This is a genomic window from Bacillus sp. MRMR6 (assembly GCF_001940785.1).
GTDB lineage: Bacteria > Bacillota > Bacilli > Bacillales > Cytobacillaceae > Neobacillus.
The window spans coordinates 1-25,250 of sequence record NZ_MSLS01000042.1; the positions used below are offsets into that span (position 1 = coordinate 1).

The 25,250-nt window shown below is 36.3% G+C and carries 19 protein-coding genes; 15 read left to right on the forward strand and 4 right to left on the reverse strand.

Annotated features, from left to right (window positions below):
* From BTR25_RS24195 to BTR25_RS24235, 7 genes are all read left to right on the forward strand, one after another.
* Positions 1-268 (forward strand): ATP-binding protein (locus BTR25_RS24195; RefSeq protein ID WP_175596880.1); only part of this gene is annotated, 268 nt, incomplete at its 5' end.
* Position 269: 1 nt separating this feature from the next.
* Positions 270-602, forward strand: coding sequence for a hypothetical protein (locus tag BTR25_RS24200; protein ID WP_075690549.1), 333 nt, complete (start codon positions 270-272; stop codon positions 600-602).
* A gap of 1,833 nt (positions 603-2,435) precedes the next feature.
* Entirely contained in the window at positions 2,436-2,627 is a 192-nt protein-coding gene (locus BTR25_RS24210; RefSeq protein ID WP_075690551.1) for a hypothetical protein, read from the forward strand.
* Positions 2,628-2,757: 130 nt separating this feature from the next.
* Positions 2,758-3,177: an SMI1/KNR4 family protein gene (locus BTR25_RS24215; protein WP_075690552.1), complete on the forward strand. Its 420-nt coding sequence runs from the start codon at positions 2,758-2,760 to the stop codon at positions 3,175-3,177.
* 20 nt (positions 3,178-3,197) lie between these two features.
* Entirely contained in the window at positions 3,198-4,325 is a 1,128-nt protein-coding gene (locus tag BTR25_RS24220) for a hypothetical protein (RefSeq protein WP_075690553.1), read from the forward strand.
* Positions 4,322-5,773 (forward strand): hypothetical protein, encoded by a 1,452-nt coding sequence (locus tag BTR25_RS24225; RefSeq protein WP_075690554.1) that lies wholly within the window; start codon positions 4,322-4,324, stop codon positions 5,771-5,773. The genes BTR25_RS24220 and BTR25_RS24225 overlap by 4 nt, the downstream gene beginning before the upstream one ends.
* Before the next feature lie 721 nt (positions 5,774-6,494).
* Entirely contained in the window at positions 6,495-7,088 is a 594-nt protein-coding gene (locus tag BTR25_RS24235; protein WP_175596881.1) for a hypothetical protein, read from the forward strand.
* A 117-nt stretch (positions 7,089-7,205) separates the two neighbouring features.
* Here BTR25_RS24235 and BTR25_RS24240 read toward each other — a convergent pair whose 3' ends face one another.
* Positions 7,206-8,855, reverse strand: coding sequence for a bZIP transcription factor (locus BTR25_RS24240; RefSeq protein WP_075690555.1), 1,650 nt, complete (start codon positions 8,853-8,855; stop codon positions 7,206-7,208).
* Positions 8,856-9,106: 251 nt separating this feature from the next.
* On the opposite strand from BTR25_RS24240, the gene BTR25_RS24245 reads away from it, so the two are divergent.
* From BTR25_RS24245 to BTR25_RS24255, 3 genes are all read left to right on the forward strand, one after another.
* Positions 9,107-11,359, forward strand: coding sequence for a hypothetical protein (locus BTR25_RS24245; protein WP_075690556.1), 2,253 nt, complete (start codon positions 9,107-9,109; stop codon positions 11,357-11,359).
* Between the two features lie 610 nt (positions 11,360-11,969).
* Entirely contained in the window at positions 11,970-12,362 is a 393-nt protein-coding gene (locus BTR25_RS24250) for a hypothetical protein (RefSeq protein ID WP_075690557.1), read from the forward strand.
* A 12-nt stretch (positions 12,363-12,374) separates the two neighbouring features.
* Entirely contained in the window at positions 12,375-13,352 is a 978-nt protein-coding gene (locus tag BTR25_RS24255) for a nuclease domain-containing protein (protein ID WP_075690558.1), read from the forward strand.
* Positions 13,353-13,590: 238 nt separating this feature from the next.
* Here the strand turns inward: BTR25_RS24255 and BTR25_RS24260 are convergent, their stop codons facing one another.
* Positions 13,591-14,040, reverse strand: coding sequence for a helix-turn-helix transcriptional regulator (locus BTR25_RS24260; protein ID WP_075690559.1), 450 nt, complete (start codon positions 14,038-14,040; stop codon positions 13,591-13,593).
* A gap of 378 nt (positions 14,041-14,418) precedes the next feature.
* Between BTR25_RS24260 and BTR25_RS27905 the strand changes: the two genes are divergently transcribed.
* From BTR25_RS27905 to BTR25_RS24270, 3 genes are all read left to right on the forward strand, one after another.
* Positions 14,419-14,592 carry a hypothetical protein gene (locus tag BTR25_RS27905; protein WP_175596882.1) on the forward strand — a complete coding sequence of 58 codons (174 nt, stop codon included), beginning with the start codon at positions 14,419-14,421 and terminating at the stop codon, positions 14,590-14,592.
* A gap of 220 nt (positions 14,593-14,812) precedes the next feature.
* Positions 14,813-16,096, forward strand: a complete 1,284-nt coding sequence (locus BTR25_RS24265; RefSeq protein ID WP_075690560.1) for a PDDEXK family nuclease — start codon at positions 14,813-14,815, stop codon at positions 16,094-16,096.
* Between the two features lie 342 nt (positions 16,097-16,438).
* Complete coding sequence (locus BTR25_RS24270) at positions 16,439-17,359, forward strand: DNA/RNA non-specific endonuclease (RefSeq protein ID WP_075690561.1); 921 nt, start codon at positions 16,439-16,441, stop codon at positions 17,357-17,359.
* A 182-nt stretch (positions 17,360-17,541) separates the two neighbouring features.
* Here the strand turns inward: BTR25_RS24270 and BTR25_RS24275 are convergent, their stop codons facing one another.
* Both BTR25_RS24275 and BTR25_RS24280 read right to left on the reverse strand, forming a co-directional pair.
* Positions 17,542-18,486, reverse strand: a complete 945-nt coding sequence (locus BTR25_RS24275) for a hypothetical protein (protein ID WP_075690562.1) — start codon at positions 18,484-18,486, stop codon at positions 17,542-17,544.
* A 14-nt stretch (positions 18,487-18,500) separates the two neighbouring features.
* Positions 18,501-18,890: a hypothetical protein gene (locus tag BTR25_RS24280; RefSeq protein WP_075690563.1), complete on the reverse strand. Its 390-nt coding sequence runs from the start codon at positions 18,888-18,890 to the stop codon at positions 18,501-18,503.
* 188 nt (positions 18,891-19,078) lie between these two features.
* Between BTR25_RS24280 and BTR25_RS24285 the strand changes: the two genes are divergently transcribed.
* Together BTR25_RS24285 and BTR25_RS24290 are read left to right on the forward strand one after the other, a co-directional pair.
* The gene (locus tag BTR25_RS24285; RefSeq protein ID WP_075690564.1) at positions 19,079-21,961 is read left to right on the forward strand and encodes a PD-(D/E)XK nuclease family protein; all 2,883 of its coding nucleotides are present in this window, start codon (positions 19,079-19,081) and stop codon (positions 21,959-21,961) included.
* Entirely contained in the window at positions 21,954-25,160 is a 3,207-nt protein-coding gene (locus tag BTR25_RS24290) for a UvrD-helicase domain-containing protein (RefSeq protein WP_075690565.1), read from the forward strand. The genes BTR25_RS24285 and BTR25_RS24290 overlap by 8 nt, the downstream gene beginning before the upstream one ends.
* Positions 25,161-25,250: the final 90 nt, after the last annotated feature.

Below are 25,250 nucleotides of genomic sequence, written 5' to 3' on the forward strand. Positions count from 1 at the left end.
TATTTCATTTGATAAAGAAGGAGCAGAATTATTGTTTTCGCACTCGCACCTTTCTCTTCGAGCTGGGAGGAAGTCGACTATTATTACTAGCAATCTGTCATTCTTAAAGTGGCAGGAAATCTTTCACGATCCTGTTTTAACAGCTGCATTGACTGACCGTCTTACTCATAAATCGCATGTAGTAAACATGGTTGGCCCTTCATTCAGGATGAGAGAAACTGAAGAATGGATGAAAGAGAATACCGAAAAAGTGGTGGCTCAAAATTAAATTGCGAAATGGCTCACTTTTCACTTGCGAAATACAGCAGGGCAATGACTTTCAACTGCTTGTTAACCGATTTCCGGTAGCGCTGATGAAGAAGATTTCTACTACCATAGCAGGTCGCGAGTTCCCGGTGAACATTAATGACTTCTATTTTAGATGGAGAGCTTTCGTTAATCGGAGACATGGATTAAAAGTCAACAAACTKGAATTGGATCCATTTATTGCGTGCTTAGTAAAATCGGTGAATCAAGCAGGAATAGCTTGCTTAGCAGGTTGTGACGGACATTTAAAGCATGCACCGAATTTACAATTCTCAGGTGTATATAACGGACCATAGTTTAATATCATTCAGAAGCAATACTTAAATGACTTGAAATTGAACTATGCGTGGGAAGCATCTTTTAAAGGAGGATCAGGCTCAAGACTCGTTGCAGTAAAGGATAATACAGTAAATTGGGATATGAAAAAAATTAATGAGGATACCTTAAATATTGCCTAAAGATTAATAGAAAACGCAGAAGAAATTAAGGGAAGAAAGCTTTCCACTCTTAAAACGAAGTAACCAGATGAAGCAATAAACTTATTGACAAGGAGGCGACTATACAAAATTAATCAATTGGATGGAAGAGGAAAGTTCAAAGAAGATTACATCTTGTATCACCAGTATAGTTAGTATATAAAATTAATGAAGAAATACAAAAATGAGTATTTTAAATAATGATTAGATTAGGGTATAGCAAATTTTGGTGCACCCTTTATATTATTATAAATGTAGATAATATTTTTACTTATTTGGAGGTATCTATGCCGGCAGGTACAAGGGAATTAAAAGAAATGCCTTTTTACTTGATAGAAGGGATACTTCAGTGGGAACGTGATTTCACGGTCCTACCAGATCAACTTTACAAAGGTCACCTATTGTTTATGAAGCATAGAGCAATGTTGGAACCGGATGTAATTTGTTGGATAACTTTAGCTGTTTCTCTATGCAAACTAATTTAGATTAGCACTAGTTCGACCCTGACCACCGTTACCATTACATAAAGTTATGTTTATTTTTAAAAATATTAGTAACTCAGAAATGTTGAAACACCAACGTTCCTGAGTTTTTTTGTTTTTTAGAAAGGGATAGAGAAGGTTAGGAGATGAATTCGTTTTACACAAATTTTACACAAGGATTTGCACATAAGAACTTATATAGATATTAATGAAATTTCAGTTAGGTCAACCATACAATACTCTTAACATAATTTATTGCTTTTTTATTTACCTTTTTCTGAAATCATGAATGTAATTTTCAGAAAGGACAAACTATTTGAAATCCATATATTGTATAATAATGATACATGTGCTGAATAACTTACCTATACTGGAGAGATTGAAGTGCCAAGGGTTACACAAAATGATAATGGAAAAGGCAGTTTAAAGCTGTTGCAACGATTAATAATTGATAGGGAAGACTTAAATAATAATCAGCTTATGGATTCTATAGGTTTTAACCCGGCAACTTATATCGAATAGCTATCTCCTAAGAAAAAGAAACATACCGTAGAATATAAAGATCAGGCATTTATTGAAAAACTAGATATTTAACCTTCGTTAAGAGTTCCACTACAGGATTTTAGCCAAAAAATGGTCCACAATGGGATGGGCTCGGCAAAGCGGATAACAGTGTGTTACTGTTTGAAGCGAAGGCAACCATCACTGAATTAAATCACCTTCTGGCACTCTAACGAGTAATCAAGACAATTAATTTTTAACCCATTACAAGATACAAAAGATTTTCTCCATTGTCAAAACTCCATAGACTGGACCAAACATTACTATCAGTATCTAATAGAGTCGCTCATTTATATTATTAATGGTGTTAAATGAAGTCCCAGCTTACCTAGTTTTTATCTATTTTATTGGTGACAACTCAGTAAACAGGCCATCGACTATAGAAGAATGGCAAGGAGCAAATCAAGTTATGAAAAACAGAGTTCCTGAACAACATCCTCTTGGGAAATAAATTGTAGACTTATTCATCCATGTTAGGGATATTTAACAATTATTGTTGCTTAGCTTATATTAGATGTCCAAAAGGCAGGTGTCCTTAATTGTTAATGAACTAGTTCAGTAGAGGGAAATTTATGTTCATATAAACTTAATTAAAGGGGGAGTTCATGTTATGGCAAAAGTTTATCTTATTAATACTAATAAAAATAATAATCCCGATTGTGAAGGTGACATGTTAGATAGTCAAAAATGTTCTTCCTATTATACACCGGATATTAAATGGAATCAAACCATGATCCTTTTAGCAGATCATTTTAGTAGAAAAGTATGGCAACATATCACCAGGAATTGTATTAATTATTAAAATCAACAAACCGTAGAAAGCCGTCTACATGTTAGTGTGTCTGTCGCTCAATATGGTAAAGCTTTTATGTCCCAAGGTGCCATATCTTGTTTCATCTTATTAATATTAATGAAGACAGGAGTGATTCATTTTGTTTGACTTGATTAGTAAATCTAATGGCTATGTAACAATAAATAAGTATACTCTAAAGGATATTGAAGATGTTGAAGGGAGTGTAAAGTATGAGTTTCCAGAGGAGTATAAAAACTTTATAGTGGAAATAGGTTCGGGTTATTTTGAACTTAATCACAACGCTGAACTCCCTTGTGGGTCAAGTTTTGATAATTTTTATCCTTTGCAGACAGTTCTTAAATTAACAAAAAAATACCAAGAAAATCAAATACAAGAACATTATATCCCTTTTGGGGCATATGGTGGGGCAGGTTTATATTGCTTTAGTAGGAAAGATAATGGGATATATTATTTAGATAACAGCTTTCATCTAGAGAGTAGTTTAAGTGATAACTTTGATAGCTTCTTGATACAGCTTCTTCAAAAGAATGGTGATTGAGCGGAAAGGGAGATGGTTTAATGGAGCCAATATTTTTGGTAATTACCGTAACTTTCTTAATTATTGTAGCAATTGTATTAGGTTTTTTATTTAAACTGCAAACGGAAAAGTTTAAATTAATGGAGAAATTGTTAGAAAGACAAAGGGAAGATTTTTTAAAAATAAAAAAGGAAACATTAGAGTCTATCGATGTGATCGTGAAAGAAAATGACTCGTTACTTAGGAATAATCTGCAGAAGATGTTAACTGGATTAGATGATGGGATTGTTCAAGCGGTTCAATTATCTGAAAATTTAAAATACTATAAAAAGGAAAGTTGTAGACTTTGGCATGAATTAATAAAAGGAGAAACTAACGAGTCCAAGAAATTAGGATTAATAGAAGCTGCCATAAAGAGATATCCAGACAATCGTATGTATATTGAAGAATTACGAAGAATGTTAGAGCCGTTATCGGTGAACGAAGATAATTTATTAGTGAGAAGAGAAGCCCTTATGCGATTAAGGGATAATGCAACCCTATTTTTGGAAAATTGTAAATCAAAAGATATAGATTATGCATTTGAGTTTCAAAATAAGGTCGTTTCTTCCATGGAATCTGTTGTAAGAAAAATTGATGAATTGCGAAAAAGCAAACTAGAAAGGGAACTAAATGTTCTAGAAGAAAAGTTGGAAAGAGCTAAAGAAAATCCTAATAATGAAGCTATTTATCTTGAAATTGAAGAAATTGATACTGCAATAGAACATAATGCTTTAACAAACTATCCAGAACTGCAAACGAGATATGAAATATTATCCCAAGAATTGCTCCAAATCTTTAAAGAGAAAGAAGGAGAAGATGGCAATACGTTAAGGGAATACAATGAACAAGCATTAGTTGATGCTAGGCATATTATGCAATGTATGGAAAGACATTCAGAAGGGGGAGTTAAAGATAAATTTTTTGGCCCGAATGATCCTGTAAATTATAACGAACGACATCATTTATTAAAGTTGGTAAAGTTAATTTCTAAATACGAAGGGAATAAGCTTTTGCCTTCCACAACGAATTATATGCGAATTGCGGAAGCAGAAGTATTTAATAATCTATCATCGGAAGGGAAGGTACTGTTTACGGAACTTATGATACAAGAGGCGTACAGATCATGACATTATTAACCTACTTAAACCGGCGGGCAAACGTAAAAGGTATGGAGCGACTGTTGTTTACAGAAGATTGGTTAACAGTATCAACAAGTATCGGCCTTGGTGTGTCAAGTTATCGTGATTTTGATGAACAGGAACGGTATAGAGAATGGAAAGAGGAATTTTCTGAATCTTATCAGCAAAAGTTAGATGATTTTAACCAAAAAAGGTTTGAACAGTTAGAAGAATATAAGGGGTTATTGGAAGAGAATGATATTACTAGTCATGTAGAATTGAAAGAAGCTAGCGATGTTTTAGACTTTGCAAAGAAACTCCACGATAATGACATTTTACAGAGGTGGCGTTTTGAAAAATTCTTTGCAGAAGAAGGAAATGAAGGTGCGAAGCAAGTTCTTGGCTATTGTGATTACATCGACGGGGAATCAATCCATAACTTGTATTCTAATGAACAGTTTAAAGAATTATTGGAGAGAGGGAAAGTTACTGTTGATGACAGTCCATTGCAAGGACATCATATAAATGATTTTTCGAGTAATAGCACAGTACAGGAAAATATTATTACTTTATTTCATGGTAACAATATTAAACTGATGACTAGAAGTGCCCATTTAAATGATCCTGAACATGGTCATGGTAATAAGAATGGTGAAGGCGGGAGCTGGAAAAATGAAACAAAAGGAGAAGCTAATGAAATTGATCAGAGATTTAACAATATTGTTGATGCCAATAAGGAAATTACGGCTGAAGATATTGCATCTTTTCATATTAATACAGGAGTTGGCATTGGACTTTTATTTGGTACAGTAACATCGATTCTAGAATATCGGAAACTTAAGAACGACCCAAGACCATGGAAGAAAAAAGCATTGCTTATCTCCATGTCTTCTATCGTTAAGGGAGTCGAGGCAGGGACCCTTACTCTCTTAGCATTAAAAACGAGATTGTCCGTATCTTCGATAGGAGACAGTGAGTTATTAATAACGCGTGTGGATGATGCGAATGGAGTTCTTAATGGGCTTTTTGGGGGAGACGGTGTTCCACTTGAACCAGAAAGTATCGCTGAATTCGTTGGCTTTGGTGTAAGTATTGCTGAGATAAGAATCATTCGCTCGGCAATCGTCGCCCTTGTGCAATGGAAGCACAGTGATTTTAAAACAGCCAAGAATCAATTTGGAAAAGAATCATTTGGTATTATGGCAGAGGAAGCAGTTTTCTTAGTAACTGTAATGACTGCACATACTTTGATTAAAAGTTTAGCATACGAAGCAGGACAGGACGCAATCATTCCAGACCCAACAGGTGGGTTTATTGTTGTAACTAGAGTTTCTTGGTCAATTTTCAAGAAAAGTTATCAATATATTAATGACAGAAAAACTATGGACTCTTGCAAACAGAAAAGACTAGACGGGTTATATGAAACAGCAATTGCCTCCTTAACGTATATGGGCTAGTATATTAATATAAATGTGATTGCCCCCAGTGTCGTAACGTTTTGCTACGTTGGGGTCAGCGCACTAGCTTATTTTGCTAAAGAAAAATAGATAGTAAAGCTCAGAGCGACAGTTCTGAGCTTACATATCCTCAAAAATATCAACGGTCTTCTGCTCATATTCTTCCCGTAATTCTTTGATCATGAGAATAGTATTTATAGGTGGTATCGATATCTTTGTGTCCTAACCGTTCACTCACATAGTTAAGGGAACTTTTTTGTATAGCAGAACACTATCGTGTGTATGGCGCAATCCATGCATTGTAATTGGATCTATGCCTAGTTCAGTTAATGTTTTCCGTAATAGCTTATTTGCATTTGTATAACTGATTTACTTTGTACTTAGATTGGGGGCAATAAAAAACTAACTGCTACATGTTCGGCGGTGATGTTTCAAATAGCCTCCTAAATGCGTTCATTGTTTTTTCATCAATTCTGATTATGCGGTGAGATGCCTTGTTTTTTAGTGGACCAAACCCTTCCGGTGATCGCTTCATGTAACCCACGTCTTTTCAATCAATATCGTGTTATTTATGAAGTCGAAATCCTTTATTATGATTATGGGGTCAGTCCCTCACAACGGTAGCACTTTAAACCGGTGGGCGACTGGCTTTTTCCTTTTTCCTTAAAACATTGATATTGGGTAAAATATTCATATTAAATGTGTAAACCGGAGGTCCACAATGATCGTCTACGAAGCAAACAAACGAGAATTCCTTGATCACGTTGATAAGGATGTACCCGTTACCCATATACTTAATCAATTTGAATTGAAACTAGGACGCACAAGTGAGTCGGAAATTCGTTCTTGGGATATTTCTATGCTACATATGTACCGTGTTTTGAATGACCAGACCATTCCTGATGATGCTGGGGTTGCAATTGAATATAGAACTCCTTATACATCAAAAAGAGTGAACTTTCTTCTCCCTGGACATGATGGTGAAACGGATTCTGTTGTGATAGTGGAGCTAAAACAATGGTCAGAGGTGCAAAAGGTCGAGGGGAAAGAGGCGATTGTTAAAACGGCAATAAACCGTGATTTGCATGAAGTTACACATCCATCTTATCAAGCATGGTCCTATGCTGCATTAATTGAGGATTACAATGAAAATGTGCAGGAGCAATTGATTCAATTAAAACCATGTGCTTATTTACATAACTATCGCATCCGGGAAAATGATCCTTTAACGGATAAACATTATGGGGACGAGGTGCCAGACCCCCAGTGCGGTAACGCTTTACTACATTGGGGTCTGGCACCTATTTCTAAATAGGACTTAATCTAGAATTATGTTTTTCTATATTACATTGATTATAAAAGACAATCAATTGTATTTTGGATGGACAGTAAAAACCAACAGCTCCCAATTGAATGGGAGCTGTCATTTTTGCTAAACACTCGGCCATGTAAAGTCCTTTTTGTAATAGGTCTTTTTTAACTTGTCTAAATCGTATTCCCACTCAGCTATGGCATAACTAAACTTGGTGGTGCCATTTTTCTGGCCTTTTCGCAATCTGACATTGTAGGCAATGATATATGCAACTTTCTTTAATCCAAGAGATGGAACTGCCTTTTGCAGGATAGTCCATCTTTTGACTCTAGTAAGTCCGGTAATCTGATAACCTAGTTTTTTCAATTCGCTATTTTGATTTAGTGACGGATGGTCAGACAGATCCGATTGGTGATTTTCATTAATACTTGTGCTTGGCCATTGAAAATCTGTATTGCTCCCTGAAGATTTAGGCAGTGAAGCGGATTTGTCAATATATTTCATGACTTTTAGGGTTTCGGGATGGTTTCTTTTGTGTATTACTTCTACTAATTCAGAAGCCACAAATGCTTTCCTATTTTTCTTCTTACTTTTTCCGTTTACATAAATAGTTAATTGTGCATAGCCCCCACTCTTCAAGGTGACAGTTCCATTTTGATAGAGAGGCACCATAACTTCTTTTTTCTTCAGATTTAGCTCTTTTATTAATTGTTTTAGCTTGTCTGATTCCACTGTAGAAAGTATATCAGAAAAAACAGGTACAGAAGATAATCTTTCTGTAACGTGTAGACTTTCAATTTCAATACTTACTTGGTCGAGAATACGTTCAGTATCCTTTTTATTAAAAATTTGATTTTGTTGAAAAGCAGAGACTAAATCATGATATTTTTTCTTATTTTCTACCTTTTTATCATTAAGACATGAATACATAAACGTGTATAACTGAAAAACACTAATGGAGTCATCCAGCCATTTAATACTCTCTTCCGTACGATCTAGTAACTCTTGATCTAAGTTGAAAAGGAAGGAATACCATAGAAAGAAGCAAAACTCTGCTTTCGATAAATTGAAATCTAAATATACCCATTCCTGTCTAATGGTATGGCTCAAGGTATTGGAAAGTTCAGACTCGAGGCCATATTCCATTAACAGCATGTGAATTCGAATAATTATTTTCGGTTCATTATAATAAAGGGCACTATCCAGGAGACCGAAATGATTTTCTTTTAGAAATTTAGTGATAAACCCATTAAGTGCTGTGTTATATAAAATCGATAGTAATTTAAGGTAGGAAAATAAGATTTCTTCTATTATTTCATTTCCTGCTTTTTGTTCCTCTAAGATTAGATGGAAAAGAGTAAAAAAGATATTTTTATTTCCTTCATCCAAAAGAATAGGGTCAGGGTTATGGCTGAAAAGTTCCAAAAAATAATGAACCTTCTCCAAATCATGTTCTTCCATAGTTTTTATAAAATAGGACATAAATAACAGATGTTCTTTTTCGGATTGCGAACTAAACAAATCGTCTATTAAATCAAAAGTTAATGGATCAAGAGGAGTAACTGAATTATTTTCTGTTATCGGAACCCGATTATTCTTTACTAGTTCTAGCTGATTTAGTAATTTTTCTTTTTCAGCACGGAGTTCATGAATTTCTTTTCGTAAGCTTTGAGTTTCTTTCTCTAATTTATTAATCTTGTCCATAAACGGACTTACAAGCTGTTGTAATTCTTTTTCCAAGATGGAAAGGACATTTGGTATACTGGACATCTATTATCATTTCCTTACTTTATTATTCTCTTCTACTATTATAGTAAAAATACATTAATAGAAAAATAACATCATATTGGAAATTCGATTCTTTATTGAGTAAAAGTTACAGGTACGATTAGTTTTTTAAGGACTTTGTTGCTGTAACTAGTCAGCGATATAATGTTGTTCCACGTTGTTCCAACACATTGTCATAAATAACAAATTGACCGAATAACTATCTAAGGTGAAAAAGTCCTAGGAGGTTGGCTATGACAGGTTATTATAAAGCGAGCAAGAGCCGGTCGCAAAATAGAAAAAGCTGGAGTATCATGTTCCGTCACCCATTAAGAAAGGATGCAAAAGGAAGGACAGGATTGAAGGTAAGGAGAGGGTTAGGAACAGAAAGTCCTATTGAAGCCGAAGTACTGGTGCAGCAGATGAACCAATTATTAGAGGATGAGAGCTATTGGAGTTTTAGTTCAAAGGAAAAGGCACTTCAGGAATTTGATGAACGGATTGTTACAGCTTTTTATGATTCCCTTGAGCCGAAAAAAGGACCCGACTCCTTGGAACTTCGTGAACGGATTTTACCACTTCCTACTACTGCAGAAGGGTATGCAAAGGTACAACTGATCGGAACAACCGGAGCAGGGAAAACAACTCTCCTTCGTCAGCTCATGGGAACACATCCAGAAAAAGAGCGTTTCCCATCTACGTCCACTGCCAAAACAACGGTTTGTGATATGGAGATTATCCTAAAAGAACAGCCAACCTACGAGGCGGTCGTTACTTTTTTCTCCTACGATAAAATTAGAATGTATGTAGAAGAATGTGTCATGAACTGCGGTAAATCTTTTGTAAAGAATGAAAATGAACAAACAATAACTAGGCACTTTTTAGAACACACCGATCAACGTTTTCGACTAAGCTATATTCTTGGTAATTTAACCTCGAAAAAGACCAACTCATTATTACGCAGCAAATCCTCTACCCAATCTAATACAAAGACCCTTACAGATCCCTCTAGAATCCAAATTTCTGCTCAAGAAAGAAAACAAATGGAAGAAACACTCGTTCAATTTATTAATGAAATTAAACAAACTGCAGAAGAATCCTATAATGAAGCAAAGGAAGATCTCTTCATTCGCCCTGAGAACACACAAGACATAGAGGAAGCCTTAGAAGTAAGGTTTGAAGAAGTATGGAAGATAAGTAGTGGCTATTCCCAAGTCGTAGAACAAATAATGAACGAGGTGGAGAAGCGTTTTTCATTTGTTCCTGATGGAGACTGGAAATACAATTCACAAGACTGGCCATTATTTTGGACCTTTTCTACGGAGAATAGGGTGGACTTTATTGAAGCGATGAAGCAAATGTCGAGTAATCATGCAAATTTCTTCGGGAAATTGATAACACCCTTAGTGCAAGGGATTCGAATTAAAGGTCCTTTCATTCCGAATTGGTACAAAGGGGAAGCACCAAGGTTAGTGTTAATGGATGGTGAAGGCTTAGGACATCAGGCTGGCGGCAGCATCTCTACCACACTTAGTAAGAAACTGGACGATGTGGACGCGATTTTACTTGTAGATAACGCACAATCACCAATGATTTCAGAGCCAATCAATGCCTTAAAGCATATTGTTACCACCGGTCATACCTCTAAGCTCCATGTTTGTTTCACTCATTTCGATGAGGTGAAGGGAGACAATCTCCCGGAAATTTCCGATAAAGAAAATCATGTGATTGGATCCCTGGAAAATGCTTTAGACGAGATTGGAAAGAAACTTGGTGTAAATGCCCAAAGATATTTATTCAAACAAATGGAGAAGGGTACATTGTTCTTTCTTGGTGGGATACACGAGGTAATTCATGAATCAGATGAGTATACCAATGAACAATTAGTAAGGATAATAGATACCTTGCAAAGGACTACGGAAGAGCCAGAGCCCAGTGAAACGTTTCCCATATACAACGGAACGACAGCTGCCTTAGCGATACAACAGGCGGCAAAAGACTTTTATAAACGCTGGAATAGTATCCTTAATCTATCTCAGGATAAATCACTGAAAGAACATTGGAGAAGGATCCAAGCCCTAAATAGGAGATTTGCAGAATTAAATGAAGATGAATATGATGGCCTGCGCCCGCTTGCCGATATGATTATGATGCTGCGAGAGAATATATTTACTAGTATCCTAGATGAACCAGTTAGTTGGACAGCAGCTAATGCATCTGATGAAATGAAACAAAGCAGTCTTGATCAAATAGCGGGTGAATTTAATAAAAATCTTCATGATTACATTGTAAGTAGCACCTGGGATAATCAAATGAAAGAATGGATTCATGCTTATCAACTTTCCGGAACAGGTTCCACAAAAATTCGGGCAAAGGAAATACAGGAGATTTATAAAACTACCATTCCAGAACCACATGAATTCCATTCCCAAAGTATAATCGTTTATGAAATCTATAGAATTCTCAAACAAGCGATTGAGGATTGTGGTGGGAGGATGGAGGGTTAGTGGGTTTTAATAATAATATTATGTAAACAACAATACAATTACAAAAAATTAGGGGTCAGTCCCTCGTTGGGTTCATGCTTTAATACAACGGGGGACTGACGCCTTATGTTCCTTATGTTAATGATTTACATATCCCAGGCAGCTTTGCTAGAATAATAAATATTTGTAAAGCGATGGAAAGTACTGGAGACCGCGGTCAAGCAGCTCGGTTTGAGACAAGTCGCCTATACGATTGCGCAAAATGTAAAACTCAGGAAGGGACAGAAGGATGGAGAAAAGAAATTCAGTTATGCTATTGGAGAATGGGAGCATGATCTTCATAAACTTAAAGTAACCTACTATCATCATGACTTTACATGGCCTAACACTTAAACTGGGCCACACATATAAAAAAAGATGGACTAATCAAATAGCTGAAGGTCCATTTTGCTTCTATTACTCTACTACGTAACCACTATTGATTAAAATTGTCTTAGGTCCTAGTTGTGTTAAGAGGAAATAGTGCATCCTTAAATAAAGTTGGAGTGTTACGTCGTATTAAGTATACTTAGTAAAAGATATATTCATTAAAATGTTAAATTTAGCTAATATTGTATTAAGATAGTGATAGGTGCAATTTTACTTAAGTAAGGAACGGATGCAGCATCTGCCAGTACCTATGAATAAATCACAAGAAGGTTGGGAGGGGGTGTTAGAAACACCCTTTCAAAGTGGAATCGTATCATTTACCATTACTTCTCAAGAAGCAGAAGATATCATTGAAACTTATATTTATACCGACCATCGAAAGCTAACTGAACAACAATATAACCTTCTATTAGAAGATTTACTAAAGGAAGCCAGTATTTGTTTTCAACAGTCAGGACTAGAATCAAACATAGCAACGAATGGGTTCACAAGGATACCTTCCATGCTGCAATGGATGTATATAGAATCGGAGATGTACAAATTAAGAAATACTTTTCAAAAGATCGAAGCCCATCCTTTAAGAAATTTGCAATAGGAAGATGTACTTTTGAAACGCGAACGGGTAAAATCTGTCACTCCGAGAAATATTGCATGGATAGAKCACTATGGTGAAGCCTATGGAGCAACACCAACAAAGTTACCAAGCCACATTCAAACAACAAAGATGGTAGAAACCTTTGATGTGTATGAAAACCGGGTAATTCTTTCCCAACTAAATGAACTTGAGTCTTTATTGAAAACCTACAGAACTTTACAAGATAACGATATTCAAAGGAAGGCAGAACAATTTCTTGACTGGATTAGTCACTGGAAAAGAAGCAAATTTATACAAAAGATTAAATCCCATTCTGGGACATTAATAATTACGCAAGCGTTTCGAAAGCACCCCGTATACCGCCTTTGGTATCAATGGTTTTATTCGCTTTATCAATTTAAAACGATTACCTTTGATGTCCAACAAAAACTAAATTTAAAAGATACTTATTTGTTGTATGAAATGTGGTGTTTCATAAAGATTATTTGTACCTTACGGGAATTAGGTTTAATAGAGGATATAGCTGAGTTATTCACAAAAAAGGACGGATTTTATTTTTTGCGATTAGCTGAGAATAAAGAAAGTAAAGTTAAACTCAAAAACGGTGCAAATCTTATCTATCAAAAAATTATTCAATCTAATACACATCCATATTATTCGTACAGCCAGAGAATGATCCCTGATATTGTCATAGAGTATCAAGAGCATTTGTTTGTGTTGGATCCAAAATATCGAATTCCTTCTAATTTACCAATGGCTTTAGGGGAGATGCACAAATACCGGGATGGGATATTAGCAAAAGAAAATGATTCAACAGTTGTAAAGGAAGCTTATATTTTGACGCCAACAGAATATGTTTTGAGTCATGACAAGGTTTTTTATGACGAGAAATTTCATAAGAGATATAAAATGGGAGCATATTGTTTCTCGCCAGGAAGTAATTTAGGAGAATTCAAGAAATGGATTCAGCATTTATTATGTAATAAATAATTTATGTAAATTAGTGGATATCAACATTAGTGATTATCATGAAATAAGTGCCAGGCAGCTTCCAAGTTTTTGGTATGTGCCTGGCTTTTTTTAGATATAAAAATAAATATTGAATGCCTTAAACTGGGGGGACTGCCCACATATGTTAAAAATGTTACCTAAAATCTAAATACATGAAGATTGGGGGATTCATTATTGTCATGATTAATTATGGCTGCCCTTCATCATAATACCAAAACTAACTATTCTTTACGTAGGTACGTTCATTTGCTTTGTGTACAACATATTCAAAATACTTATTGATATCCTCTATATCCTGCTGAGAAAGATTTTTCCACTTTTCTAAATCTAAAATAGGGCTATCTTCTAAAGCATATTTATGAACAATTTTAATGATTTCGATGACTGAGCTATGTACATTAACGTTCACAGGTTCGGCTTTAGGTAAATTATTATAATTAGGATCAGATACTTCAGTCCCTATAAGGTTTGTTCTGCCTAGAAGATAATCTACGCTGACTTTAAATATTTCAGATAATTGTACAATAATATCGAAAGAAGGTTCTCGCTCTCCTCTTTCGTACATCCCAATTGCACTTTCACTTATTTTAAGTTTCACGGCCAGTTGTTTTTGAGTCATCTTAATTTCATTTCGAAGGCGCTTAATTCTTACTCCAAATACTTTCATCTTCATCACCTACCTACATACTAACACAATTTGTGTTAAATAAATATTAACACACGACAAAAAATCATTGACAACACAAAACGTTGGGTTATATTATAGTGAATGTGAACAACACAATTAGTGCGATATTAATGAGTAAATAAGTAGATTTCTAATAGTTTAAGAAATTAAAACACGTTTCGTGCTGTTAAAGAATCATTTATACCGGATAACTCTTGAATCTACTAAATCTTTTATGGGAAAGAAGATCCATTGAGGAAGAGCTTAAGGCAAATAAAAGTAGGGGGTTGACCACCAACTAATTAATAGTGACAGCATTAAAACAAATTTTACTGAATTAAGTAGACGGACAAACCGCACAGGAGATGAAAGAGAACCATGAAGCATAACCAAAAAATAATTGAACGCGGTGCCACTTGTTTTTGCGATGATTGCGCAGTTGATTTGCCAGTATGTAATTATTGTGGATTCAAAGTAGGACTTGATGAAATTAGAGTTGGAATTTGTTTAGCTTGCGAAGATTTCATTAAGGCAGAAAATAAAATGAAATAAGGAAAATATACTAAGAGCAAAACGTCAACCCTATCGATTGCAATTCCTAGCCACACTGCTAAAAGCTAATTGCTAATGGCCTATAGTAGTTGACCATCTTTAATTATGCTCAATTGGAACTCGTGACAAGAAGTTGAGAAAAGATTTTACATATGAATGATGTTGTATTACTAATAACAATCTAATTTTAACAAGGGAGCGATTAGTTAAATAAGGGTTTATGTTCCTATCCAATGCAAAAAAGAGTATACAGTTTAGTAGAAAGAATATTCATGTAGCATTTGGTAAATTATTTTTTTACTTCAACATTTACAAAACCATGTTTAAGGAAGTGTTATTTATAGCAAAAAGAAAATGGTCAAAAGAAGAAGACCAATATCTACTAAATAATCTGGATAAAAAGACAAGAAGAGTAATTGCTGCTGAGTTAAATCGTAGTTATGACGCCATAAATGCAAGGGTGCAAAAGCATTTTCCTTCTAATGAAATAGGTGGCATTTGGACAAAAGAAAGAGTAGAATATCTAAAAAAACATGGGAACACAAAATCCGCTGCAGAATTAGCTGATTATATGAATATGAAGCTTTCAACGGTTTATAAAAAATTAAGACAGTTAGGGTTAGATTATTGGGTTGCAACCGGTGAAAGATGGGAAGATATTGAGCTTCAATATTTAATAGATAATTATAACAAGAAGTCTTATTATGAAATTGGAAGGTATTTAGGTAAGACCAAATCAGCTGTTGAACAAAAGGCTCGAAACGAAAGACTTGAAAAAAGCAGGAATTTTAGTCCTTGGTCAAATGAAGAATTACAAATTCTTAAAAAGTCGATAGAAGAAGGTAAGCATTACGAGGAAATTGGGAACCTCATCGACAGAACTCATGCTGCAATTATACGTAAAGCTCATGATCTGGGCTTGGTTGATAGTAAAGATTTTATTTACACCAAATTAAACAAGGAAAAAGAATTGTTTATTATTGAAAATGCTTCTACAATGACAGATTTAGAGTTAGCTCAACTCTTAAATATATCTGAAAAAGGTGTCGCTGAGGCCAGGAAAAGGAACGGTATATTTAAACATGGCGGATTACATAGGGCGGAATCCAACCTCCAGTGTACCGTTAAAGATTTACTTGTAAAAGAAAAATATGATTTTGTTTACAATCAGCCTTTCGGAGAATTTATTCCAGATTTCATTAATCATGATAAAAAAGTGGTTATTGAAGTCAATGGTGACTATTGGCACTGTAATCCGACCGTTTATAAAAAGCCAAAAGATGATAAACAAATTCGTCATATCCTTACTGACCATTCCAAAAAGTGTTTTTATTTGTCGAATGGATACCTGCTAATTATTTTATGGGAATATGATCTAATTCATAATAATGATATTGTAGTGAAAAAATTGAATAGTTTATTAAATGCCGTCTTTAACGGAACCATAAATAATAACCAACGTGCAAAAGCCCTGGAGTCATATAATTGGTGTCAATACAAATAAATAAATAAATAAATAATCTAATTGGAAAACTTATTCTTTTCTAAACAGCCATCCTGTAGACTTTAGTATTAATTACTAAAATCATGAACGCTAAGGGGATTACAATTTGTAATCCTCTTTGTTTTTTATACTTAAGTTGGTAAAAATTCAATGAGTGCTCCTGGTTCTGTTGTTACGAAAGATCTGCCAAATAATTCAATAGCGGTGGTAAATGTTGCAGATCGACCGAATAAAAGTTAATCTTGGAATGTACTATTATCAATGGGTTAATAACGTTAAGTTATTTTAACATTCCGAGATTTTTAGAATGAACAATATGAAACTATTATAGGAGAGTCCTAAATGAAAAAGAACATGAACTATTTAATCTTACTTTTAACGATCATCTTTATGGTTGGTTGTACCAACGTAGAAGATACTTCCATTACAGATGGAGAAAAAGATTCACAAGAGGTAACCACTAATACGGTTGTTGATGAACCAGTAATAGAGGAAACATCAACCCAACCTAATAATGAACTGTTCTCAGGATACAAACTTATTGAAGTTGACGGTGGTGATTTGTCTGGATATCGAGAAGCAAACGTCGTCGTTGACATTGGTTATGGGGGCCGTGAATATTGGGCATTTACGAATGAATACGGGCAACTAGTACGTGTCATAGCTGAAGAAATCATTCTCCAAGATGACCGTAACGAACCTGTATTATCGTCTGGCAGATACTACTCGGATGAGGCAAAGGTTCCTGGTGTCGAAAGTGACGTGTTAGATGAAGGGCATATCATTGCTGATTCTCTCGGTGGGGTATCGAATGCTTATAATATTACCCCACAAGATAGTACGCTCAACCGACATGGTGATCAAGCTTATATGGAAAAAGTGATCCGTAGCGCAGGGGGAGCCACTAAATTTGAAGCAATTATCACATATCCGAATACAGAAACGCAGATTCCTTCAAGTTATCAGTATACCTATACTATAAATGGTAACGAGATCGTTGATAGATTTGACAATGTGAACCCGGATGAAGTAAACGCATCGCTCGGTTTAACAGGCAGCGAGTCTTCTGATTCAACTAGTTCAAACACAAATTCAACTAGTCCAAATACAAACGGTGATATTTCTAGTGTTGATACAAACGGTAACGGACAGGTGACCATTAAAGAAGCAAAAGCAGCAGGTTTCAGTATGCCAATAACGAGTGATCATTGGTTATACCCCTATATGCGCGATAATGATAATGACGGTATGGTGGGGGAGTAAGCTCCTAGAACTTTGAGGCAAAATAAATGAACGAAAGAACATTTTTCTCGTTGGACGATTTATAACATCTTGCGAATGGCTCGTAGGGTCCCTTTTTCGAGAAAAATGGAGAAATTATATAGCAGAAAAATAAGCGGCTGCCGAATCGGAGCCGCTTTAAATATTATATCTCAGTAATCTAATTAAACGTATTGGACCTCTAATATCTCCTTAAATAAACCCCCAACCTGATAATCTGTTAATGCGAATTCAGCTTTTATGGCACAGCATAGGGAAAAAATCAGTTCGGATCCTTCTGATTGCTCAAACTCAATCTTAAAACTCTCCATTAAATAATACCCCATATCCCAGCGTGCCTGATAGTGGTCGTTATTCATGTAGACATCTCTAGTTTGAAATAACCTACCAACCACTTTTTGCTGCTCTGGATTACTTTTCAGATAAGTAACTAGATCTGTTGAGTACTGTTCCTTATCTCTAGCATAAACAGAAGAAAAAAGGCTTCTAAAAAGGTGAAAATCAATCGTTGGACCAAGTAGCTTAACATACCCACTTTTTAAAAACTTCCCAAAAGCAAATAAAGCTCTGTCCATTCTTCCAATCTTTCGTATTCGTTCCTCTACGGTGGCGGTGTTAATGAGCTTTTCATGTATAAACGGCAGGTAAGTAGTTTGATAGAATTCATTCAGGTCCTTTAATTCAGTTATCTTTCGGATGAAACCTGTTTGTAGATATTGATAGGCTCTATATGTATGTTGGTCAAAAATAGGGAAATAATCAGGCTTTAAAATATGTAACAAGAATATCTGCCAAACGCCATCTCTATTCATAAACTTCGGTAAAGAGGAAGTCACATATTCAAGATGTGAGTGTTTTAATTCGTTAATAAGGTTGATTTCCTTGCAAATGTCATCTACAATCATGCTCTTCTTTCCACTAAGCTTCATCCCATTCTTCCAATAAAAGAGCTCCTTTATGTCCTCTGTTGAAAAAACATCCTTCATTATATTCCGAAAATAAAGATCGTTTCCGTCTGAATGTTTAGGACTATAAGCATAAAGAGACTCCCAATAGGAAACAAAGCTGTCAAAGTCCTCCGTGGTATGCGTTTTTAAAAGGGTATACATAGAATCCTTCACCTCTATTTGGATTTAATTAGATAACCATATTTATTAATAACCGGCAGGGGACTCTGAGGTTTAACCGCACCTCGTAAATATTTATTAAGAATAAAGGTTTTGTTCTCTATTTTTTTTATGCCTCGCTTGATCGTAAAAGTAAAATCAATTACAAAATCAAATGAACCTTCATCATCCTGCTCAATCTCTCTGAAACTTTTAGCAGGAAGCTTCCCTAATACTCTACTATGCCTAGAAGTTTGAATAATCTCATCATCGTCAGTCATAAATCCTCCTGTTTCATAGGTCAACTCATCAATATCAGTGTTCGTATTGTTAATGAAATAAACTGTGTAGTAGAAGCCATCGGGATCATTTGGTCTGTCTTTGCAAATAGCTAAAAAATAGTCCATTGTGTATGATCCTCCCCCTCTTTTTTTATATTTTCCTAATTTTAATTATAGTGCTTATATTTGGCAATTAGTAGGGGGTTTTCAGAAGAATAAAAGGGATTTACCAGATATTGTCGAATAAAAGTAAGGAGTATGAAATTATCGTAATAGAGCATTGTATTAAAGCAAAAAGTAAGGAAGTGACATAAATGTCGGTTATAGAAAATTTATTCAAAATCATTCAAACCTACCCATTGCAAGAGAAAATTCTAATCGCTAAAAACCATGCCCAGGGCCTCCAATGGAAGGAATGGGTAAGTAGGGAGCTTGGTCCCGTTCACAATATGACAGTTCAAACCATTGAGGAATTTGTCTATGATTATGGAAAACTCGCAGTCCGCAAAAATCAAAAGAAACTCTTGAAATCAGGTGATGCCTACTGGCTTGTGTATTCGTTGATTAGAGAAGCCGTTCAACAACAAGATTTTCAGTTTAAAGCAAATATTCTATCTCCAGGATTTGTCGATGCTTTTTATCGGGCCACTATGGATTTACGACATGCAGGTATGACAGCTGATTTGTTAAAAATAGACCAGTTTGAACAAGAAGAAAAAGGCCAATTCATCAAGCATCTCTTACATAGCTATGAAAACTATCTAGCAGACCATCTGCTTGTGGATCTACCTGGATTACATCCATATCTATCAAACATTCATAAGAAAAGCTCAATACCATTCCCTGTCGTCATACTTCAAGAACATGTCCAACTTACACATATGGAAAATGAAATGCTTTATAAAATTACGGATGGAAACTACGAATTATTACTGGGAGATCCGGCCTTCTTTGACATCGAGTCTAGCTACCCAGCAAAACAAACTGAATTTTTCCATTCCACTGGGATTCTATCGGAATTAAAGGAAGTACTTCGCAGAATGGCAGGGAGCGAACTACCGCTTGATCAGGTAGAATGGATTGCTTCCGATTACGAAGGTTATGTCACAGCTGCCTATGCCTTAAGCGAACACTTTGAATTGCCGATGTCGTTTTCAAAAGGACTACCCTTACAATTTTCTAAAACTGGAAAAGCAGCCTACACCTATTTAAATTGGCTTGAATCTAATTTTCATATTGATCATATGATACAAGCCTTTAAGGATTACCTGATTCAGCTTAATGAAGAGGAAAAGGAGCATCTGTCTAGTGCAAAATTAGTTTCAAGACTTGAAAAATCAGGAATCGGTTGGGGACAGGAACGATATGCCCTCATCGAAAAATCAATCTTAAAAGAAGAGAAAGATGAAAATAAGCTGGCACTAGAGTGGTTAGCTAACTTCTTCAAAGACCTATTTGAGCATCTTCCAAACCAAGGTGGATACAGCCCTAAGGTGGTCTTGGATGGTTTAACCTACTTCCTAGAGACTTATTGTCCTCCAAAAGGGAAAGAAGAAGCTTTAATCCTTCTTTCTATTCAAGATGTACGGAAACAAATGGGGGCCTTTCATCAAGATCCGACCGATCTTGAACAGGCATTAGATTTCGTGAAGAAGAAATTAGAAAATATTCGGTTTCAGGTTACCCCAATTTCTGAACCAGGAAAAATTTGTGTATCCTCCGTTCAAGATGGCGGCTATTCAGGCAGAGCAAACACTTTTATCCTTGGAATGGATGCAAAAAATTGGTCGGTGACGCCACGCCAAGATCCTATTTTACTAGATGAAGAGAGACAAAGAATCAGCAAGTATTTAAGGATATCTTCTGTAAAAACAAATAAAAAAATCGAAGAAAGAAACAGTCGACTTGCTAGTATCAGAGGGAATTCTACGATGAGTTTTTGCTCCTCAAGTCCAATAGACAAAGAAGGAAAACATCCGGCCTATGAAATGCTGCAGGTTTTTCGAAAAAAATTCTCCCTGTCAAATGCGGATATGAGTGATCTGCTTAAGAGCTTGGGAGAACCAATTTATTTTTCAGGTTCAGTGAATCAGGTAAGAAACAGTGAAGCAGAGATTTGGCTACAATCGATTATCACGGAGCAGAAGGAAATAAAGAATGGAAGAGAACAAATCGGATATCATTACAAAGCTCTAGCTTCAGGAGAAGCGGCCATTTTATCGAGAAAAGGACTGGACGTGACTGCGTATGATGGTTTCCTTCTGAATGGTTTTGCAAAAGAGGACTTCGAAACACTCACTTTTAGTGCTACCCAATTAGAACGGTTTGCAGAATGTTCGTTACGTTTTTATTTTGAGAAAGTCTTAGGAATTCGTCCAAAAGAAAAGAAGGAGTTTGATCGGACAAGCTGGTTGACCCCTTTGGAGAGAGGGAGTCTCATTCATGAAATCTTTAATCGTTACATGACCAACCGAATCACCTTAGGCTCCATAACAGGTCCTCACGATAGGGAACTCCTTCAGAAACTAACGGAACATACGATTGAAGAATATAAAGAACAAATTCCAGTTCCTAGTCAACATGTCGCACAAAAAGAAATCAACGAAATATTTAAAGATATAGAGGTTTTCATCGCTCAAGAAGAGAAGCGAATCACAACACCGAAATATTTAGAACTTCAAATCCACCCTGATGACGGGTATTTGGAGGTAGAGGTTTCAGAGAAAATCAAGATTCCGCTCAGAGGGTTTGTAGACCGGGTGGATGAAATAGAGCCACATGTCTACCGAATTTACGACTATAAGACAGGTAAAGCGAAAAAGTATGAGGATGCGAAGTATTTTGGAAAAGGGAGACAGCTACAGCACGCTCTTTATGCCCTTGCTGTCGAACAATGGCTACGAAAAACAGGCCATGATTCTGAAGCCGTGGTAAAGGAATCCGTTTACTATTTTCCAACCCAGAAGGGATTAGGCAAAGAGGTTATTCGCGAGCAAAATCGACGAGAGCTTCTAGAAGAAATCATGGAAAAGATGCTGGATGCGATCCAAAAAGGAACCTTCCTGCCAACGAGTGACCCGAATGATTGCAAATACTGCGACTTTAAAGATGTATGCGGTGATCATGCCAAATGGAGAAAAGAGAAGCTGATAGATGAGCGGTTTGCATCTGTCTTAGGGGTGAGTCAATATGAATAACACGATAAAAGACCAACTGGAACGGGAACGAATCGAGAATGATTTAGATACTAGCTTTTTAGTAGAAGCGGGTGCAGGTTCTGGAAAAACAACCTCCATGGTCAAGCGGATGATTGCTTTAATCAAATATCAGAAAGCAAAAGTGGACCAAATTGCTGCCATTACATTTACGAATAAAGCGACATCGGAGTTAAAGAGCCGCTTCATAACCGAGCTGGAAAAAGCCGCTATAAATGCAGAAAGCGGTGAAGAAGCTGAGCTTCTTAAAGAAGCGAATGAAAAGGTGAATCAATGCTTCATTGGAACTATTCACTCCTTTTGTGGGTCGTTGTTACGCGAACGTCCCTTAGAAGCAGGTCTCGATCCATCTTTCACGGAATTGGATGAGGAACAAGCGGAGGAATTTTTCGATCAATGCTGGGATGAGTATTTGACCAATTTGGTCTTGAATGGAGAAACTAGTGAGTTTGAGGAATTAACTTCTTATGGCGTAGACAGTGAAACGTTAAGAACGGTTTATCACCGTATGGTGGGTAATCTGGATGTCTCGATTTTTACAAAAGAAGTAGATTACCCGAATTTTGATAAGATCAGAGGTACATTACTTCCATTAATAGAGGAGGCTAAAGCCTACTTTCCAACCACTCGTCCAAACCCAGACTGGGATAAGTGCCAGAAAACCATGCTCGATGCGCTGCAGACATTGGAAATTAAAGATTTTAACGACGATATGACCGTCCTGCAATTAGCACATAGCTTTGATAAAAAACTAGATGTAACTTTAAAACGTTGGACAGATACAGAAGTTGCCAAAGAGTTCAGAGATGAAAGATTGCCAGATTGGCAAGAACACGTTTTAAGACCGTTTTTACGTTCCTGGCGTGAATTCATCCATCCAAAAATTGTTCACTTTGTGATCCCGGCGATTGAGTATTGCCAAGCACGCAAACAGGAACGGGGATTGGTCGATTTTCAGGACCTGTTATTAAGTGCAACCAGACTATTGAGAGACCATGTGGAGGTCCGGAACTATTTTAAGCAGAGGTTTACACACCTTTTAGTGGACGAGTTCCAGGACACCGATCCAGTTCAAGCAGAAATGATGCTTCTTTTGACAGGAGAAGATGTGGGAGAAAGCGATTGGAAAAAGCAGGTTCCAAAAGCGGGAACTCTGTTTATAGTCGGAGATCCGAAGCAATCAATTTACCGTTTTCGGCGAGCAGATATCTCCACCTATCATTTTGTCATGAAGAAAATAGTAGAAAACGGAGAGGTACTGCGGCTAACCAGTAATTTCCGCTCCGTTGAATCCATCGGTCATTATGTGGACAATATCTTTGAGTCTAAATTTTTAACAGAAGAAGTGGAATCACCAGCACAAGCCATCTTTGCACCGATGAACACCGTTCAGTCAAATCCTGAGGCCTATCACGGCATTTTTTCAATTACACATCCTAAAGTAAATCGAAATAAGGCAAGTGAGATCTGTGAGATGGATTCTGCAAAAATTGCCTCTTTTATTGCTTGGGCATGTCAAGGTAATCTGAAGATTCAAGAGAGAATTTCAAACGGTGAATTACATACTAGGGGTGCTCATCCTGGTGATTTCTTGATTTTACTTAAACGAAAAGATTATTTACACATTTACGCTGAGAAATTAGAGCAATTCGGAATTCTCTCAGACATTACAGGCAGTTCAACCAGATATGAAGAATTGCTAGCACTGGTGCAGCTTGTGAAAACACTAGATGATCATCATGATGCAGTTGCTTTACTAGCTGTACTTCGAGGAATGCTCTTTGGATGCAGTGATGAAGACTTATATCAGTACAAAAGGTCATTCCATTATTTCAATGTCTTTCATTTACCGAAGGAAGAAAAGGTGACAGAAGAAACTCGTATAGTCTATGATACTCTACTTAAACTCCAGCAGTATCATCGATGGGTCAATCAAATGCCAGCTCTCACTGCGTTTTTGAACATCATCGAGGATCTTGGTTTGCTTCCCTATTCAGCGGTTCAAGATTCGGGACTCATTCGTGCGGGTACCATCGTTCAAATCATTGATTTAGTACAGGCAGATCCTTTTACTGCCGCTAATTGGAACGAGCTTTCCTCACTGCTTCTTCGACTAGTAGATGAAGAGAAGAAAAAAGGGGTAGAAGGAACAGGACTTTTCTTAGGAAGCTCTCAGGCTGTCCGGATTATGAATCTACATAAGGCAAAAGGGCTTGAAGCCCCAGTCGTCTTTTTAGCAGCCCCAGTAGGAGAAACTGAACATCCTGTTACTGAACATGTGGACCGTATGGGGGATGAACCAACAGGTTATTTCGCGATTGTAAAGGATAAAAAGGTAATCGCTGAGCCGTTCGGCTGGGTAGAGAAAGAAGCCATCGAAGTCCATTTTAAAAAAGCAGAAGAGGACCGGCTGCTCTATGTAGCGGCAACAAGACCAAAACAAATTTTGGTCTTCAGTCAGTATCCTGAGAACCCAAAGATATCACCATGGACAGAGTTAAGTCAGTCTATTTCACTTGATAGAGAGTTGAGTTGGGAAGTGGTGGATCTGAAGGAAAAAGAGGTACTTACAGAAGCGCCGGATTTGTCAGCTTTATTGTCAGACTGGAACCTTTGGCTGGAAAAAACGAAGAAAAATACCTTTGAAAAGACCAATGTGACAACCCTAGTAAAAGGTGAATCTGAAACGGTCTTACCAAGGTCAAAGGATGGCAGGGGACCTATTTTCGGAACAGTCATCCATCGATGTATGGAGGAATTAGGAAAAGCGAGAGAGGATATGGACTTGGAGGATTTAGTTTCTTTGGTGTCAGAAGAAGAAGGTCTGATACAAGAACATCAGGATGAAGCTCTTCAAACGGTTCAAACCATACTAGGAAGTGAGATTTGGAGACGAGGACAACAGGCAGTAGAAAGATATCATGAGTTTTCTTTTATCTACCAAAAAGAGAATGAACAGCTTCAAGGAGTCATTGATTTTCTTTTTAAAGAAGAAGATGGTTGGGTGATTGTGGATTATAAAACTGATACGTTTAAAGAGGCAGATTTAGCTTATTTTGTGGAATATTATAGGGGGCAGGTTGAGCTATATAGTAAAGAATTTGAGGAGGATTTTGATTTTAAGGTGAAGGAAAAAGGGCTTTATTTTACTACGATAAATAGATATGTAGAGGTAAAATAGTATTCGGAATCATTTATATATTCGAAAATATGTTAATCTGGATAATCAATATATTTTACTTGTATAATAAGTTTGATTTGGTTGAAATTA

Coding starts and splice junctions, on each gene's coding strand:
- BTR25_RS24265 (WP_075690560.1), top strand. CDS start 14,813: ATGTTCCTATCCAATGCAAAAAAGAGTATACAGTTTAGTAGAAAGAAT.
- BTR25_RS24260 (WP_075690559.1), bottom strand. CDS start 14,040: ATGAAAGTATTTGGAGTAAGAATTAAGCGCCTTCGAAATGAAATTAAG.
- BTR25_RS24240 (WP_075690555.1), bottom strand. CDS start 8,855: ATGTCCAGTATACCAAATGTCCTTTCCATCTTGGAAAAAGAATTACAA.
- BTR25_RS24235 (WP_175596881.1), top strand. CDS start 6,495: ATGATCGTCTACGAAGCAAACAAACGAGAATTCCTTGATCACGTTGAT.
- BTR25_RS24280 (WP_075690563.1), bottom strand. CDS start 18,890: ATGGACTATTTTTTAGCTATTTGCAAAGACAGACCAAATGATCCCGAT.
- BTR25_RS27905 (WP_175596882.1), top strand. CDS start 14,419: ATGAAGCATAACCAAAAAATAATTGAACGCGGTGCCACTTGTTTTTGC.
- BTR25_RS24290 (WP_075690565.1), top strand. CDS start 21,954: ATGAATAACACGATAAAAGACCAACTGGAACGGGAACGAATCGAGAAT.
- BTR25_RS24285 (WP_075690564.1), top strand. CDS start 19,079: ATGTCGGTTATAGAAAATTTATTCAAAATCATTCAAACCTACCCATTG.
- BTR25_RS24220 (WP_075690553.1), top strand. CDS start 3,198: ATGGAGCCAATATTTTTGGTAATTACCGTAACTTTCTTAATTATTGTA.
- BTR25_RS24225 (WP_075690554.1), top strand. CDS start 4,322: ATGACATTATTAACCTACTTAAACCGGCGGGCAAACGTAAAAGGTATG.
- BTR25_RS24275 (WP_075690562.1), bottom strand. CDS start 18,486: ATGTATACCCTTTTAAAAACGCATACCACGGAGGACTTTGACAGCTTT.
- BTR25_RS24210 (WP_075690551.1), top strand. CDS start 2,436: ATGGCAAAAGTTTATCTTATTAATACTAATAAAAATAATAATCCCGAT.
- BTR25_RS24245 (WP_075690556.1), top strand. CDS start 9,107: ATGACAGGTTATTATAAAGCGAGCAAGAGCCGGTCGCAAAATAGAAAA.
- BTR25_RS24270 (WP_075690561.1), top strand. CDS start 16,439: ATGAAAAAGAACATGAACTATTTAATCTTACTTTTAACGATCATCTTT.